This window comes from Micromonospora lupini str. Lupac 08, from assembly GCF_000297395.2.
GTDB lineage: Bacteria > Actinomycetota > Actinomycetes > Mycobacteriales > Micromonosporaceae > Micromonospora > Micromonospora lupini.
Map to the genome: position 1 here is coordinate 3,599,331 of NZ_HF570108.1, position 15,966 is coordinate 3,615,296.

14 protein-coding genes and 2 pseudogenes are annotated in these 15,966 nt (G+C 73.0%); 12 read left to right on the forward strand and 4 right to left on the reverse strand.

Annotation, left to right across the window (positions count from 1 at the left end):
- A complete protein-coding gene (locus MILUP08_RS17615; RefSeq protein WP_007460067.1) occupies positions 1–945 on the reverse strand; it encodes an NADP-dependent oxidoreductase in 945 nt (314 codons plus the stop codon).
- Positions 946–1,059: 114 nt separating this feature from the next.
- On the opposite strand from MILUP08_RS17615, the gene MILUP08_RS17620 reads away from it, so the two are divergent.
- The 3 genes from MILUP08_RS17620 (at position 1,060) to MILUP08_RS17630 (ending at position 3,277) form a co-directional block, all read left to right on the forward strand.
- The gene (locus MILUP08_RS17620) at positions 1,060–1,608 is read left to right on the forward strand and encodes a TetR/AcrR family transcriptional regulator (protein ID WP_007460068.1); all 549 of its coding nucleotides are present in this window, start codon (positions 1,060–1,062) and stop codon (positions 1,606–1,608) included.
- 47 nt (positions 1,609–1,655) lie between these two features.
- On the forward strand, positions 1,656–2,219 hold the full coding sequence (locus MILUP08_RS17625) for an RNA polymerase sigma factor (RefSeq protein ID WP_007460070.1): 564 nt from the start codon (positions 1,656–1,658) through the stop codon (positions 2,217–2,219).
- 80 nt (positions 2,220–2,299) lie between these two features.
- A complete protein-coding gene (locus tag MILUP08_RS17630) occupies positions 2,300–3,277 on the forward strand; it encodes a hypothetical protein (RefSeq protein ID WP_144056953.1) in 978 nt (325 codons plus the stop codon).
- Between the two features lie 51 nt (positions 3,278–3,328).
- Here the strand turns inward: MILUP08_RS17630 and MILUP08_RS17635 are convergent, their stop codons facing one another.
- The gene (locus tag MILUP08_RS17635; protein WP_007460073.1) at positions 3,329–4,723 is read right to left on the reverse strand and encodes a KamA family radical SAM protein; all 1,395 of its coding nucleotides are present in this window, start codon (positions 4,721–4,723) and stop codon (positions 3,329–3,331) included.
- Positions 4,724–4,864: 141 nt separating this feature from the next.
- On the opposite strand from MILUP08_RS17635, the pseudogene kdd reads away from it, so the two are divergent.
- The 9 genes and pseudogenes from kdd (at position 4,865) to MILUP08_RS17680 (ending at position 15,095) form a co-directional block, all read left to right on the forward strand.
- Positions 4,865–5,927 (forward strand): annotated as a pseudogene (kdd, locus tag MILUP08_RS17640) (L-erythro-3,5-diaminohexanoate dehydrogenase).
- A 4-nt stretch (positions 5,928–5,931) separates the two neighbouring features.
- A complete protein-coding gene (locus MILUP08_RS17645) occupies positions 5,932–7,497 on the forward strand; it encodes an amidohydrolase (protein ID WP_007460079.1) in 1,566 nt (521 codons plus the stop codon).
- Positions 7,494–9,056 carry a lysine 5,6-aminomutase subunit alpha gene (kamD, locus tag MILUP08_RS17650; protein WP_007460081.1) on the forward strand — a complete coding sequence of 521 codons (1,563 nt, stop codon included), beginning with the start codon at positions 7,494–7,496 and terminating at the stop codon, positions 9,054–9,056. The genes MILUP08_RS17645 and kamD overlap by 4 nt, the downstream gene beginning before the upstream one ends.
- Positions 9,053–9,832 carry a lysine 5,6-aminomutase subunit beta gene (kamE, locus tag MILUP08_RS17655; protein WP_007460083.1) on the forward strand — a complete coding sequence of 260 codons (780 nt, stop codon included), beginning with the start codon at positions 9,053–9,055 and terminating at the stop codon, positions 9,830–9,832. The genes kamD and kamE overlap by 4 nt, the downstream gene beginning before the upstream one ends.
- Positions 9,829–10,221, forward strand: a complete 393-nt coding sequence (gene kal / locus MILUP08_RS17660; protein ID WP_007460085.1) for a 3-aminobutyryl-CoA ammonia lyase — start codon at positions 9,829–9,831, stop codon at positions 10,219–10,221. Before kamE ends, kal begins: the two co-directional genes overlap by 4 nt.
- On the forward strand, positions 10,218–11,555 hold the full coding sequence (locus tag MILUP08_RS17665; RefSeq protein ID WP_007460087.1) for a glutamate mutase L: 1,338 nt from the start codon (positions 10,218–10,220) through the stop codon (positions 11,553–11,555). The genes kal and MILUP08_RS17665 overlap by 4 nt, the downstream gene beginning before the upstream one ends.
- 483 nt (positions 11,556–12,038) lie before the next feature.
- Positions 12,039–13,661, forward strand: coding sequence for an apolipoprotein N-acyltransferase (gene lnt, locus MILUP08_RS17670; protein WP_007460089.1), 1,623 nt, complete (start codon positions 12,039–12,041; stop codon positions 13,659–13,661).
- A gap of 55 nt (positions 13,662–13,716) precedes the next feature.
- The gene (locus MILUP08_RS17675) at positions 13,717–14,505 is read left to right on the forward strand and encodes a polyprenol monophosphomannose synthase (RefSeq protein WP_039908239.1); all 789 of its coding nucleotides are present in this window, start codon (positions 13,717–13,719) and stop codon (positions 14,503–14,505) included.
- A gap of 65 nt (positions 14,506–14,570) precedes the next feature.
- Positions 14,571–15,095 (forward strand): FxsA family protein, encoded by a 525-nt coding sequence (locus MILUP08_RS17680; RefSeq protein ID WP_007460092.1) that lies wholly within the window; start codon positions 14,571–14,573, stop codon positions 15,093–15,095.
- A 67-nt stretch (positions 15,096–15,162) separates the two neighbouring features.
- Here the strand turns inward: MILUP08_RS17680 and MILUP08_RS17685 are convergent, their stop codons facing one another.
- A complete protein-coding gene (locus MILUP08_RS17685; protein ID WP_007460094.1) occupies positions 15,163–15,504 on the reverse strand; it encodes an RNA polymerase-binding protein RbpA in 342 nt (113 codons plus the stop codon).
- A 188-nt stretch (positions 15,505–15,692) separates the two neighbouring features.
- Positions 15,693–15,966, reverse strand: a pseudogene (locus tag MILUP08_RS35960) (hypothetical protein); the annotation flags it as partial.

A 15,966-nucleotide genomic window follows, 5' to 3' on the forward strand; every position in this document is an offset into this window, starting at 1 on the left:
TCAGCTTTCGCGGACGTCGTCGACGGTCAGGACGATCTTGCCGCGGCGGGATCCGCGCTCGGCCGTCCGGTGCGCGTCGGCCGCTTTCGCCAGGGGGAAGGCAGCTTCGATCGGCACCCTGAGCCGGCCCTCGGTGAACAGTTCGGCTGCGGCGGGCAGTCCGTGGCGGCCGTCGGGTTCGCCGGCCAGTTGTCCCATGGACAGGCGGACGCCGTGGGTGGGGGCGGTGAAGTCGGCCAGGGTGAGCACCGCTGTCGGGTCGCCGGTGAGGTGGAGCAGTTCGGCCAGGGACCCGGCGCCGGCGACGTCGAGGGCGCGGTCGATCCGGGTCGCTCCCACGGCGTCGAGGCGGTTCGTGAGGTCGGGGCCGTAGGTGACGGGTGTCGCCCCGATCTGGCGGAGGAGGTCGTGGTTGTCGGCGCGGGCGGTGCCGATGACGTGGACGCCGCGAGCGGCGGCGAGTTGGACGGCGATGCTGCCGACACCGCCGGCGGCGCCGTCGACGAGGAGTGTCATGCCGGGCCGTAGGTCCAGCAGGTCGAGGGCCCGGGTGGCGGTTTCGATGCTGGTGCCGGCCGCGCCTGCCTGGGTCCACGGCATGGTGGTGGGCTTGTGCGTCCAGAGCTGGAGGACCGCGGACTGTGCGCTCGCGCCGCCGAGTCTGGCCAGTTCGACGATGCCGAAGACATGGTCGCCGAGGGTGACCCCGTCGACGTCGTCGCCGATCTCGTCGACGATGCCTGCCGCGTCGACGCCGGGGATGTGGGGCAGCGGCAGGTGGGCGCTCATCGGGGTGCGGCCGGAGCGGAGGCCGATGTCGACGGGGGAGACGCCGGCGGCCTGGACGCGGATGCGGATCTGGCCGGCCCGGGGGTGTGGCGCGTCGGTGGTGCCGAGGTGGAGTACCTCGGGACCGCCGAACCGGTCGTACTGCACGGCGAACATCAAGGGCTCCTCTACCTGGGGTGACGTGGTGGTGGTCGTACTGTAGGCATGGAAACGGAGCAGGCGTTCCGCTGTGGGGGCAAGTGAGAGGAAGGCCGGCCGGAGATGACTCAGATGCGGCGTGCCGATGCCCGGTCCAACCGTGATCGGGTGGTGGCGGCGGCACGGGAGGCGTTCGCGGCGGCGGGGCTCGAGGTGCCCATGCGGGAGGTGGCGCGACGGGCGGGGGTGGGTGTGGCGACCCTGTACCGGCACTTTCCGACGCGTACGGAGTTGGTCGCGACGGTCCTGGCCGAGCGTGTGGCCGACTGTGGTGTGCAGATGCGCCGCGCGCTTGACGATCCGGATCCGTGGCGGGCGCTGGCCGGGGTGGTGCGTGTGTTCGCCGAGCGGCAGATTCATGATCGGGCGCTCAACGAGGCGTTGTTGGGGCCGGGTGCGGTGGGTGCGGCGTTTCAGGAGGAGCGGCGGGAGCACGCGCAGGCGTTGAACGTGCTTGTGGTGCGGGCCCGGGCGGCGGGGGTGCTGCGCGGCGGCGTCGACGCGGACGACGTCCGGGCCGGCCTGTTGGCCATCGCGTCGCTTCGGCGGTTGCCGGCAGCGACGAGCGCCCGGGTGATCGGTAGGGTCGCCGATCTGGTGCTCGCCGGTATCCGCGCCTGACCGGTGCGGGCTGTCACGGTTGTGGTCGCACCGGACATGGACTGGACGTGAGCTCAGGGACAGAGCATGGCGAGGACCGCTTCCGGCGGGTCTACGCCGAGGCTTTCGAGTCGTTGTTGGCGTACGCGTTGCGTCGTGTCGCGCATCCGGAGGACGCGGCCGACGTCGTCGCGGAGACCTTCCTGGTGGCGTGGCGTCGCCGGCAGGACATTCCGGACGGCGGTGAGGCGCGGCTGTGGCTGTACGGGGTGGCCCGGCGGGTGTTGGCCAATCAGCACCGGGGTGGCGTTCGCCGGCAGCGCCTCGGTGAGCGGTTACGCCAGCAGCTCGTCGTTTCGGTCGCCGATCCGGGGAGTGAGGTGCCGGAGCGGCTTGCCGTTCGGGCGGCGTTGGCGGGCCTGGCCGAGGTGGACCGGGAGGTGCTGATGCTGACCGTGTGGGAGGGTCTGCGGCCGCACGAGGTGGCTGCGGTGCTGGGGGTGGCTCCTGCCGCGGTCCGGACCCGGCTGTCGCGGGCGCGGGCGAGGTTGCGGGGGTTGGTCGGTGACGATCCGGGGCCGCCCGGACATGTGCTGGATGTGTTGACCGCGCCTACCCGTACGGAGGACTGATGAGCGGCGATGAGCGTGTTGACCGGCTGGTTCGGGATGCCGACCCGGGTGCGCTCGATGGCGTCGGGGACCTCGCAGGGGTGAAGCGAACCCTCTTGGAGGAGATCGTGTCGGAGTCGGGGGTCGAGGGCGGTGCCGGTATTGCGCGGCGGCGGTTGCGGGTGCGTCGCTTCGCTGGCGTGGTGACGGCGGCAGCGGTGCTCATGAGCGTCGTGCCGGCCTCCATGGTGTTGCGGGGGCAGGCCGAGGGCGGTGGGGTCTCTCCGATTGTCACCCCGGCCGAGGGTGTGGTCTTTTCGCCGTTGGCGCTGGCGGCGGCGGAGCGGAACCCGCGGCTGCTGATCGATCGGTCTGGTTGGAGGGTGACGGATCTGTCGGGGTTCACCGAGGAGCTGGGCATGATCCGTTTTCGCCGGGGTGAGCGGGAGTTGGAGATGAACTGGTATCCGGCGTCCGGTTATGCGGGTCGTTATGCCGATCGACTCCTGGTGAATCGGCCGAAGTCGGTGCGGATCGATGGCTGGCCGGGTGACCTGTTCGAGTATTCCGGAAGTGATTTTGCGGTGCTGACGCGTCCCCGCGAGGACGTGTTCGTGGAGATGAGGACCTCCGGGGACTGGTCGCGTAAGGAATTCGCTCGGGTTCTCGCGGACATCGTCCGGGTGGACGCGCGGACGTGGTTGGCCGCGCTTCCGGCGGAGATGGTCATGCCGGTGGGGGAGCGGGCGGCGAAGGTGCTCGTCGATGTGCCGCTGCCGCCCGGGTTCGACGTCGCGGCGCTGGAGGACATCGGCGTGAGTGACTCGTACCAGTTCGGTGTGGATGTGACGTCGCGGGTCGGCTGCGGGTGGATCGCGGAGTGGCAGCGGGCGCGGTCGAGTGGGGACGAGGCCGGGGTGCGGCGGGCCACCGAGGCGTTGCGGGGCAGTCACGGGTGGCGGGTGCTGCGGGACCTGGACCGGGCCGGTGACTGGTCGGAGGTGTTCTGGGAGTACGCCGACGAGGTCGCGGCGGGGACTGTGCGGGCCGGGTACGTGCAGGCGCTGGGCTGCCGGTGACGGGGGACGGCGACACCCCTGGATGGTGCCGGGGGTGTCGCCGTCGGTGGGTCAGTCGTCGCGGTGGTCGTCCCACCACTGTTGGCCGCCCTCGGGGAGGGTGTCGATCGGGTCGTAGTAGGCGTAGCGCTTGTTGAGCGCCTCCAGGTCGGCGGACTCGATGGAGGTGCGGTAGTTCTTGGTCCAGTAGGAGATGCCGCGCTCACGGTCGTAGTCGGTGAGCATGTGCACCCAGCGCTTGCCGACGAAGGGCACGTCGCAGACGATGCGCGGCGTGGCGTAGCCGGGCAGGTAGCCCATGATGTCGTGCTGAAGCTGCTGGGCGTGCCAGACCGGGACGCGCCAGTGTTCGGCGTTGGGGATCATGTCGCACATGTAGAAGTAGTACGGCAGGATCCCGGCTTCGCCCTGGAGCGCGAAGCAGAGGTCGAGCAGTTCCGGGGTGGTGGCGTTGACGCCGCGCATGAGGACGCCCTGGTTGCGGACGTCGCGGACGCCGACGTCGAGGGCGGTCTGAGCGGCCTTGGCGACCAGTGGGGTGAGCGACTGGGCGTGGTTGACGTGGGTGTGGATGGCGAGGTTGACGCCGCGGCGGCCGGCGGTGCGGGCGACGCGCTCCAGGCCCTCGACGACGTCGGGTTGCAGCCAGTGCTGGGGCAGGCCCATGAGGGCCTTGGTGGCGAGGCGGATGTCGCGGACCGTCTCCAGTTCCAGCAGGCGCATGAGGTACGACTCGAGGTTGCGCCAGGGGACATTGGCGACGTCCCCGCCGGAGACGACGACGTCGCGGACGCCGGGGTGGGCCTTGAGGTAGGCGATGTGCGCGTCGTAGCGGTCGACGGGCTTGAGGGTGAGCTTGAGTTTGTCGACGGCGGGGGTGGAGTTGCCGACGAGGTCCATGCGGGTGCAGTGGCCGCAGTACTGGGGGCAGGTGGAGAGCAGTTCGGCGAGGACCTTGGTGGGGTAGCGGTGGGTGAGCCCCTCGGCGACCCACATGTCGTGCTCGTGGAGGCTGTCGCGGCTGGCGTAGGGGTGTGAGGGCCAGTCGGTGCGTCGGTCGGAGGCGACCGGGATCATGTAGCGGCGGATGGGGTCGGCGAGCAGTGCCTCGGTGGTGAGGGTCGCGAACGGCACCATCGTGTTGATCATTTGTGGTGGCACCAGCATGGACATGGTGGCCATGGCCGACTGGTCGGCCTCGAGGTCGGCGTAGAAGGTGTCGTCGATGAGGTCGCCGAAGACGGCGCGGAGCTGCTTGACGTTCTTGACGCAGTTGACGCGCTGCCACTGGGCGGATTCCCACTGGTCGCGGGTGACGTGGCGCCAGCCGGGGAAGCGCGTCCAGTCGGGTTCGACAAGGGGGCGGCGGTGGTACTCGTAGGGCTGCCCGGCGGCGGGGGCGTGACGGGGTGGAGGGATGGTCTCCACCGGTTGGGTCTGGGTCACGGCCCCTCCTCGGTGCTGCTGCTGATCATCGAAGCCCGAAGGCTACTGGAAAATATTCGGTACAGAAACTAGTCTGCCGTAAGTTTTCCCGTTACGCGAGCCCTGGCCGGGGCTTCGGGCGGCTGGGCAGGGGAGGTCGGCGTGACGTCACCGGTGGGACTGCACCGCGTCGTGCAACCGGCGGGGGTGCTGCCGCAGGCGGCGTGGCGGTTGGACGCGTCCGCCGCGATCGCGCCGAACGAGGTGCGGATCCGCGTGCAGCGGCTGAACCTGGACGCGGCGAGTTTCCGGCAGTTGTCGGAGAAGCACGGCGGCGACGGGGCTGCCGTACGCGCCGAGGTGCTGGAGATCATCTCCACGCGGGGGAAGATGCAGAACCCGGTGACCGGCGTCCGGTGGGATGCTGATCGGCACTGTCGAGGAGGCCGGTCGGCGGTCCCCGCTGGGGCTGAAGGCCGGTGCGCGGGTCGCCACGCTGGTGTCGCTGACGTTGACGCCGCTGGTGATCACCGACGGGCTGGCCCGCTGGGACGGGCGCAGCGAGCAGGTGCCCTGCGACGGGTGGGCGATCCTGTTCGCGCGGTCCATCGCCGCGGTGCTGCCCGACGACGAGGACCCGCAGTTGTCCCTCGCCGTGCTGGACGTGTGCGGGGCGCCCGCGCTGACCGCCCGGGTGGTGTCGCGCTACGTCCAGGAGCGGGGGCGTGTCGGTGACCCGACGCCGGTGCGGGTGGCGGTGATCGGTGGGGCCGGCAAGAGCGGGTCGCTGTCCCTGGCCGCGGCGCGACGCGCGGGCGCCGCGCGTACCGTCGGGGTGGTTCCGGTGGCGGCGGAGCGCGACGCGCTGACGGCCGCCGGCCTGGCGTCGGTGGTGGCGTTGGCCGACGCGCGCGACCCGGTGGGGTTGTCGACGGCGGTGACCACGGCGCTGGGCGCGCCGGCGGACGTGACGGTGGTCTGCGTGGACGTGCCGGGGTGTGAGCACGGTGCGGTGCTGGCCACCGCGGACGGCGGCACGGTGATCTTCTTCTCGATGGCGACGAGCTTCTCCGCGGCGGCGTTGGGCGCTGAGGGGTTGGCGGCGGACGTGACGATGCTGGTGGGCAACGGGTACGTGCCGGGGCACGCGGAGTTGGCGTTGGGGCTGCTGCGGGCCGAGCCGGGGGTGCGTCAGCTGTTCACGGCGCGGATCGCGGCAGACTGAGGTCATGACGAACCCCTCGACGTTGTACCGCGGCGGCGTGCTGCACTGCCCCGCCGACCCGAGCGCCACCGCGCTGCTGGTGTCCGGTGGGCGGATTGCCTGGTTAGGGACCGACGGTGACGCGCCGCCGGCCGAGAAGGTGGTGGACCTGGGCGGGTCGTTGGTGACGCCCGCGTTCGTCGACGCGCACGTGCACGCCACCGACACCGGGTTGGCGTTGTCGGGGCTGGAGTTGTCCGGGGTGCGCTCGGCGGGGCAGTTGCTCGACGCGGTGGCCGGGTTCGCGGCGGGGTTGCCGGCGGACGCGGTGGTGCTGGGGCACGGCTGGGACGAGTCGGGTTGGTCGGATGCGACGTTGCCGGACGCGGCGGCGTTGGACCGGGCGGCCGGTGGTCGGCGGGTGTACCTGTCGCAGGCGTCGATCCACTCGGCTCTGGTGTCGTCGGCGTTGCTGGCGGCGTGTCCGCAGGCGGTCGACGCGGCGGGGTACGACGCGTCGGGCTGGTTGCGGCGCGACGCGCACCACGTGGTGCGGGCGGCGGCGCAGGGGTCGGTGACGCGGGCGCAGCGGGTCGCGGCGCAGCGGGTGGCCCTGGCGCACGCGGCGTCGTTGGGTATCGCGGCGGTGCACGAGTGCGGCGGTCCGGAGATCTCCGACGAGGAGGACTTCACCGGCCTGCTGGGCATCTCGGGTGCGGGGTTGCCGGAGGTGTACGGGTACTGGGGTGAGCTGGGTGGCGCGGCGCGGGCCCGGGAGTTGGGCGCGGTGGGCGCCGGTGGTGACCTGTTCGCCGACGGGGCGTTGGGGTCGCGCACGGCGCACGTGTCGCAGCCGTACGGCGACGGTGACGGCTGCGGGCACGGGTACCTCAGCGTGGAGCAGGTGCGTGATCACCTGGTGGACTGTGCGGCGCACGGCCTGCAGGGCGGGTTCCACGCGATCGGGGACGCGGCGATCGGCACGGTGCTCGACGGGTTCGCGGCGGCGGCGTCGACGCTGGGTGTGGAGCGGCTGCGCGCGGCCCGGCACCGCATCGAGCACGCGGAGATCATGAACAAGCGGATGATCGCGCGGTTCGTGGAGTACGGGATCGTCGCGAGCATGCAGCCGGCGTTCGACAGGTTGTGGGGTGGCGCGGGTCGGATGTACGAGGCGCGGCTGGGGTTGGACCGGTCGTTGGAGTCCAATCCGATGGGCGCGATGCACTCGGTGGGTGTGGCGTTGGCGTTCGGGTCGGATTCGCCGGTGACGCCGCTGGACCCGTGGGGGTCGGTGCGGGCGGCGGCGTCGCACCACAACCCGGCGCAGCGGATGGGTGTGCGGTCGGCGTTCGCGGCGCACACGCGGGGTGGGTGGCGGGCGGTGCACCTGGATGTCGAGGGTGTCCTCGCCCTGGGCGCGCCGGCGACGTTCGCGGTGTGGTCGACGCCGGCGGGGGTGGAGCGGGGCCTGCCGGTGCTGGTGGCCGAGGACCCGGAGGCGCGGGGTCCGGACGATCCGACGCCGCTGCCGGTGTGCCGGCGGCTGGTGCTGCGCGGTGAGGTCATCTATGAGGAAGGGTCGCCGTGACCGGGAAACTTGATCTTGATCCGGTGTTGGTGGCGCGGGCGCGGGAGTTGGCGCGCCGGGCCGGGCAGCCGGTGGTCGACCTGGCCCGCAGCCACACGACGGTGTCGGTGGAGCGGGCGGTGCTGCGGTTGGCCGGGGTGAGCGGTGCCGACCCGGACGGCATTCCGTGGGTGAACCGGCTCGTGGACGCGGTCGTCGCGGACGTGGGGTTGGGGCACGGGGTGGCGGTGCCGGTGTTCGACGCCCTCGCCCGCGAGGGGATCACGGATGTGACGTTGCTGGCGCAGAAGGCCGCCGCCGGGTCGGTGCGCTTCGCGCTGCCCACCGGGCGGGCGGCGACGGCGGCCCGGTCGGCGGCCCGCAGGGCGGTCGGCGCGGGTATCCGGCGCATCGACCGGCGGCGCGCGGAGCGCGACCGGCTCATCAAGCGCCACGGTGACCCAAAGCAGCGGCCGTGGATCTACCTGATCGTGGCGACCGGGGACATCTACGAGGACATCCCGCAGGCGCAGGCGGCCGCCCGGGCCGGCGCGGACGTCATCGCGGTGATCCGCTCCACCGGGCAGTCGCTGCTGGACTACGTGCCCGAGGGAGCGACCCGGGAGGGGTTCGCCGGCACGTACGCCACGCAGGAGAACTTCCGCCTGATGCGGGCGGCGTTGGACGAGTCGTCGAAGGAGCTGGGCCGCTACGTGCGGTTGACCAACTACGCGTCCGGGTTGTGCATGCCGGAGATGGCGACCCTGGCCGGGCTGGAACGCCTCGACATGATGCTCAACGACTCGATGTACGGGATCCTGTTCCGCGACATCAACCCGGTCCGTACGTTCGTCGACCAGCGGTTCTCCCGGCAGGTCCACGCCCGCGCGGGGATCATCATCAACACCGGTGAGGACAACTACCTCACGACGGCCGACGCGGTCGACGAGGCGCACACGGTGACGGTGTCGCAGCTGCTCAACGAGTTCTTCGCGCACGAGGCGGGCCTGGCGGACTGGCAGTTGGGCCTGGGGCACGCGTTCGAGATCAACCCGGAGGTCCCGGAGTCGTTCCGCCTGGAGTTGGCGCACGCGCTGCTGGCGCGGGAGTTGTTTCCCGACGCGCCGCTGAAGTGGATGCCGCCGACGAAACACATGACCGGTGACGTGTTCCGGGGCAACCTGCTCGACGGGTTCTTCAACCTGGCGGGCGCGCTGACCGGTCAGGGCATCCTGCTGGTGGGGATGATGACCGAGGCCGTGGTGACGCCGTGGCTGTCGGACCGCGACATCGCGCTGCAGAACGTGCGCTACGTCCTGGGCGCGGCCGGTGGGCTGCACGAGGACTTCGTGCCCGCGCCCGGCGGGTTCATCCGCCGCCGCGCCAACCAGGTCCTCGGTGAGGCCCTGGACCTGTTGGAGCGCATCGGGGAGCAGACGCTGCTCACGGCCATCGCGCAGGGCACGTTCGGGATCATGAAGCGGCCCGCGGACCGCGGCAAGGGACTGTCCGGGGTGGCGGCTCACGACGGCGACTACTACAACCCCGCCACCGAGATCCTGGAAGGGCCGGCCGCATGAGCGCCGTCGAGACCAGCGCCACCGGCGCCGAGAAGAAGATCGTGCGGCCGTACGGGGACACCACCGGCGACGGGATGGTGCAGGTGTCGTTCACCCTGCCGGTGGCGCACGACAAGCGGGCCGAGGGCGCGGCGGTGCAGTTGGCCAACAAGATGGGCATCGACCCGGCGATGGTGGTGCACGCCAAGCCAATGGGTGACGGGTTCACGTTCTTCGTCGTGTACGGGCGCGTCAACCACCTGGTCGACGTGGATGCGGTGCAGGTGGTGGAACGGGACTTCGCGCTGCTGAGCGCCAAGGAGGTCAACACGGTCGTCAAGCAGCGGCTGCGGCGCAAGCTGTCGGTGGTCGGGGCGTGCATCGGCACCGACGCGCACACCGTGGGCATCGACGCGATCCTCAACGTCAAGGGCATCGCGGGGGAGAAGGGCCTGGAGTACTACCGGGAGTTGAAGGTCACCAACCTGGGCGCGCAGGTGAGCGTGCCGGAGCTGGTGGAGGCGGCGAGGGTGGAGAAGGCCGACGCGGTGCTCGTGTCGCAGGTCGTCACCCAACGCGACGCGCACCTGCACAACACGCGGGAGATGTCCGCGGCGTTCCGGGAGGCGATGCCGGCGGGCCGCCGACCCCTGTTGATCGTCGGCGGTCCCCGCTTCGACGAGTCGATGACCGACGAGTTGGGCGTGGACCGCATCTTCGGTCGCGGGACCACGCCCGGCGAGGTGGCCAGCTACCTCGTGCACGCCCTGATCACGCAGCGGAAGGCGAACGCATGACCGACACCAGGCTCGGGTTGACGGTGACGCACCGGCGGTACGTGCCGTACTCGCACGCCCACTACGCCGGCAACCTCGTCGACGGGGCGTACGCCCTGGCGTTGTTCGGCGACGTCGCCACCGAGGTGTGCATCCGCACCGACGGCGACGAGGGTCTGTTCGCCGGCTACGCCGATGTGCGGTTCACCGCGCCGATCCACGCCGGCGACGTGGTGGAGGTGACCGCCCAGGTGACCCGGGTGGGCAGCCGCAGCCGCACCCTGGAGTTGAGCTGCGCGGTGGTGTGCCGGGGCCGCCCGGACCGCTCCGCGTCCGCCGCCGAGGTCCTCGACCCGCCGATCGTGGCGGTCACGGCGACCGGCACCGTTGTCGTACCCGCCGAGTCGTGACCCTGGCGGTCTGCGCGGACGTCGGCTCCACGTACACCAAGGCGGCCGTGGTGGACCTGACCGCCGGTGTCCTCGTCGGCGCGGCGGCCGCGCCCACCACGGTGGGCAGCGACGTGCTGCACGGCCTGGACGCGGCCGTCGCGGCGGCCACCGCCGGGCTCGGGGTCCGCGACGTGCCGTGGTACGTCTGCTCGTCGGCCGGCGGTGGGCTGCGGCTGGCCGTGCTCGGCTACGAGGCCCTCGTCACCGCGCAGGCCGGCCGGCGGGTCGGGTTGTCCGCCGGCGCGCACGTGGTGCACGTCGCGGCCGGGCGGCTCGGCGCGGCCGACCTGACGGCGTTGCGGGCGGCCCGGCCGGACGTGGTGCTGCTCGTCGGCGGCACCGACGGCGGTGACGCCGACACGATCACCCACAACGCGACCCGCCTGGCGCGTGCCCGCTGGCGGGTACCTGTCGTCCTGGCCGGCAACACCGACGTGCGCGCGGAGCTGACCGGGCTGCTGGAGGCCGCCGGGGTGCCGGTCACCGGAGCGGACAACGTGCTGCCGCGCATCGGGGTGCTCGCCCCGGCGTCGGCGCGCGCCGCCATCCGCGCGGTGTTCCTGCGCCACGTCATCGGCGGCAAACGACTGTCGAAGGGCGCCCGGTTCGCGCGGCTGGTGCGGGCCGCCACGCCCGACGCGGTCCTCACCGGCGTGGAGGTGCTCGCCGACACCCTCGGCGGGGACCTCGCCGTCGTCGACGTGGGTGGGGCCACCACCGACGTGTACTCGGTCCTCACGCCCGACGAGCGGGCCACCGGGCCGGGCCGGGAGGTCGCGGGCAGCCTGTGGCGGGCCCGCACCGTCGAGGGCGATCTGGGCATGCGGTGGAGCGCCCCCGGCGTCGTACGCGCCGCCGCCGAGGAGCGACTGCTCAGCCCCGACGAGGCCGACGACCTGACCGCCGCCGCCGACCGGCGGGCCGCCGACCCGGCGTTCCTGGCCGCCGACGACGCCGAACGGGCCGTGGACCGGCGCATCGCCACCCTCGCGGCGACTGTCGCGCTGCGCCGGCACGCCCGGGGCGCCGCCACCGGGGAGCGGGCCGGGCGGGACCTGCGCGACGTGCGGCTGCTGGTGGGCTCCGGTGGGGTGCTGCGACACGCCTCCGGCCCGGCGTCCGGGCAGGTCCTGGCGGCGGTCCTGGCCGATCACGCGGGCGGGTGGGCGCTGCCGCGCGCCGCCCGCGCGGTCGTCGACGTCGACTACGTGCTGGCCGCCGGTGGGCTGCTCGCCGAGGAGCACCGGAGCGCCGCGGGGGCGCTGCTGCGCCACCATCTGGGCACGCAGTGAGACACGCCGACCCGACACGCCGTGGCGCAACACACGACAGGCCGGGGGTGGGTTGACAGGAGACGGGGTGCAGCACGTACCGTCTTTGAGTCCTACCACGGGAAGCGGCTGTTGTTCGCTTCGTCCCTTCGTCCGCTGGCCGAGCGACATTTTTGAGCGTCATCGTCGCGGCGGCCAGGTCCAGCGGGCGGGGGTCGGCGGGGCGGCGCGAACCGGTCGCGGTTACCGGTGTACGGGCAGGGTGAGGTGCACGGCCAGTAGACAACGGCCCGGCGGGGGCAGCCAGTCAACCGCCTGGTCGGTCCGAAGGTCGGCGTGCCCCATCCTCGCCGCACCGGCCGGGGAGGGCCTGGGAGCATCGGGGCGCGGCGCGAGCCGCGCCCCGATTTCATGCCCGCCGGGTGGTGTGTCCCCGGCAGCCCGACGCGGTCGAGGTGCCCGCCGGCCAGGTAGCCTTCGCCAGGTGATCGAGGAAACGCTGCGGTGACGACGCTGGACCGGGACGAGACCCAGGCCCCGGCGGCCCCACCGAACCCGGCCGCCGCCGCCGGGCGGCCGCTGCCGCTGCGGGTCGCCGCGCCGATGGCCGTCGCCGCCGGGCTGGCCCTGCTGCTGGCGTTCCCGCCGTACGGGGTGTGGCCGCTCGCGCCCGTCGGCGTGGCGCTGCTGGCCGCCGCCGCGCACCGGCGACGGTTGCGCGCCGGCGCCGGCGTGGGCTTCCTCACCGGGGTGGCCCTGTTCGCGCCGCTGCTGGCCTGGACGAACCTGCACACCGGTTACCTGCCGTGGGCGCTGCTGTCGCTGCTGCAGGCCGGCTACCTGGCGCTGCTCGGCGCCGCCACCGCCTGGGTGTCACCGCTGGCCGACCGTGGCCGCTGGCAGTGGCCGGCGCTGACCGGCCTGCTGTGGGTCGGGCAGGAGGCGCTGCGCGACCGCACCCCCTTCGGCGGGTTCCCGTGGGGCCGACTCGCGTTCACCCAGGACGACTCGCCGCTGCTGCGCCTGGCCGCGCTCGGCGGCGCGCCACTTGTCACCTTCGCCGTGGCCCTCGCCGGTGGCCTGCTCGTCACCGCCGTCTGGCGGGGCTGGGCGGCCCGCCGCGCCGCCCGGCCCGAGTGGTGGCTGGCGGTGGCCGTACCGGCCGCCGTGGCCGTGGCGGTGGGCGCGGTGAGCCTGCTGACACCCGTCGCCGCCGCCGGCGGCGGCAAGGCCGTCACCGTGGCGATCGTGCAGGGCAACGTGCCGCGTCTCGGGCTGGACTTCAACGCCCAACGCCAGGCGGTGCTCAACAACCACGTCGACGCCACCCTGGAGCTGGCCGCGCGGGTCGCCTCCGGCGCGCAACGCCAACCCGACCTGGTGGTGTGGCCGGAGAACTCCAGCGACATCGACCCGCTGCGCAACCCCACCGCCGGCGCCCGCATCTCGCAGGCCGCCGACGCGATCCGCGCGCCGATCCTGGTCGGCGCCGTACTGCTCGGCCCCGGTCCCGGTCAGGTCCGCAACGCGGGCATCCTGTGGCGACCCGACACCGGCGCGGACATGGCGCAGCTGTACACGAAACGCCATCCGGTGCCGTTCGCCGAGTACGTGCCGCTGCGCGACGTCGCCCGCATGGTCAGCGACCAGGTCGACCTGATCCGCAGCGACTTCGTGCCCGGCAGCACCCCGGGCGTGGTACGCGCCGGCCCGGCGGTGCTCGGCGACGTCATCTGCTTCGAGGTCGCCTACGACGAGGTGGTCCGCGACACCGTCACCGGCGGCGCGCAACTGCTCGTCGTGCAGACCAACAACGCCACCTTCAACGCGGCCGAGGCCCGCCAGCAGCTGGCCATGGTGCGGCTGCGGGCCGTGGAGCACGGCCGGCCGGCGTTGATGGCCTCCACGGTCGGGGTGTCCGGGTTCGTCGCCCCCGACGGGCGGGTAAGCGACGCCACCGGGTTCAACACCCGGGAGGTCGTGGTGCGGCAGCTCCGGCTCGACAGCGGGCGCACCCTCGCCACCCGCCTCGGCTGGTGGCCGGAGGTCGCCCTCGCCGGGCTGGCCGTGGCCGCCCTGGCCGGCGCCGGCGTGCTGCGCCGCCGCCAGCGGGTGGTCCCCGGATAGCAGCAGCCGGTACGCCGGCGGGAGCGGAGGAACCGTGATCCAGGCGACCGATACGATCCGGCGTCCGGACGAGGTGCCCGGCGTGGGCCGCGTGCTGGTGGTGATCCCCACCTACAACGAGGCCGCCAACATCGCGGCGATCGTCGGCCGGGTTCGCCGGGCCGCCCCCGCCGTGCAGATCCTCGTCGCCGACGACAACAGCCCCGACGGCACCGGCGCGATCGCCGACGCCCTCGCCGACGGCGACGCGCACGTGCAGGTGCTGCACCGCGAGGGCAAACAGGGCCTCGGCGCGGCGTACCTGGCCGGGTTCGGGTGGGCGCGTGAGCGCGGCTACCACGCGGTGGTGGAGATGGACGCCGACGGCTCACACGCCCCGGAGGACCTGCCGGCGCTGCTGGCCGCCGCCCGCGACGCCGACGTGGTGATCGGGTCCCGGTGGACCAGCGGCGCGCGGGTCCTGAACTGGCCGCTGCGGCGGCTGCTGCTGTCGCGCTGCGGCAACCTGTACGCCCGTCTGGCGCTGGGCATGCCCGTGTCGGACGCCACCGGCGGGTACCGGGTGTACCGGATCAGCGCCCTGGACGCCATCGACCTGGGCTCGGTGTGCTCGCAGGGCTACTCGTTCCAGGTGGAGCTGTCGCGGCTCGCCCACCGGGCGGGGGTGCGGATCGTGGAGGTGCCGATCACGTTCGCCGAGCGGGAACACGGCGACAGCAAGATGAGCCCGCGCATCGTCGCCGAGGCGCTGTGGCGGATCACCCGCTGGGGTGTGCAGGACCGGCGCCAAGCCGTACGCCGGGGCCTGCACGGCACCCCCACGGGTCAGGTGCGGTGGCCGTGAGCGCGGCCGTGTCATGCTGGATGTGCGGTACGTGTCGGTGTGCCGCGGGATGGCGATGAGGTGAGATGCGCCGAGGACTGAGGTTCGTGCCGGTCGCCCTGCTGCTGGCGGTGCTGCTGGAGTTGGCGGTGTTCGTCGGTGTGGGGCGGGCCGTGGGGTTCGGCGCGGCCGTGCTGCTGGTGTTCGCCGCGTCCCTGCTGGGGCTGGTGCTGCTGCGCCGCGAGGGGATGCGCGCCTGGCGGGGGTTCCGCGACGCCGCGCGGGCCGGGCAGCCACCGGGACGGCAGGTGACCGACGGGCTCGTCGGGTTGGCCGGTGCGCTGCTGCTGGCCGTGCCCGGCCTGGTCAGCGGTCTGGTCGGGTTGTTGCTGATGGTGCCGCCGCTGCGTCGACTGGCCCGCTCCGGGGTGCAACGCACCGCCGAGCGGCGGGTGTCGTCGATGGTCGCCGGTGACCTGTTCGGCCCCCGTACGGTGCGGGTGCGCCAGGGCGCGCCGCAGCCGCCGCCGCGTCCGGAGCCGGAGCAGCCGGTGGTCGTCGACGGCGGCCGGGCCATCGAGGGTGAGATCGTCGAACCGGGCCGCAACTGAACCGACACGCACACACACGACGGCGCCCCCGGGGAAACCCCGGGGGCGCCGTGTCGTGCGGTGCGGCTCAGGCGCGGCCGCGGCGGGTCCGAACCTCCTGGAGGCGTTCGGCGAGGATGTCCTCGAGCTCGGCGATCGAGCGCCGCTCCAGCAGCATGTCCCAGTGGGTACGCGGCGGCTTGGCCTTCTTCTGCTCCGGCTCGTTGCCGTCGACGAGTCGGGCGACGCTGCCGTCGAACTTGCATTCCCAGGTCGTCGGGACCTCGGCGTCGACGGCGAACGGCACCTCGAACTGGTGGCCCTTGGCACAGAGGTACTCGCGGGTCTGACGCGGCGCGAGCTCCGTGTTGCGGTCGGATTCGTAGCTGACCGCGCCCAGGCGGCTTCCGCGCAGCATACGCTCGCCCATGATCGACTTCCCCTCGTTCGTGGTGCTGGTCTTCTGGGTGTAACGGTGGGTTCCCGTCGCCCCATTCCCGCCCGAGGGCGTGAGGCGTCCACGGGTGAGCCGGACCCAAGGGTAGCCGGCCGAAACGATGACGCCACGTCGGTGGCGTGTTGCGACTGCCACCGGGGATGTTAACCGCCCGAGCGCGGTCAAGGTTGCGCCGGTATCGCACCCTGATCGGAAGCACCCGCCGCAGCAGGGGCCGCGGCGCCCAGCCGCGCCAGCGCCAACGCCAGGTCGCTGACCTGGTCGCCGAGCTGCGCCACCCGCCGCTGTGCCAGGTCACGGTCGGCCTCGGCGGCGTCGAGACGTACCGTCAGGGCGGCGAGCCGGCCCTCGGCGGTGGCCGCGGCCTGCCGGGCGGCGGTCAGGTCGGCGGCGAGGGCGTCGCGCTGCGCGGCGGTGGCGGTCAGCTCCGCGCGC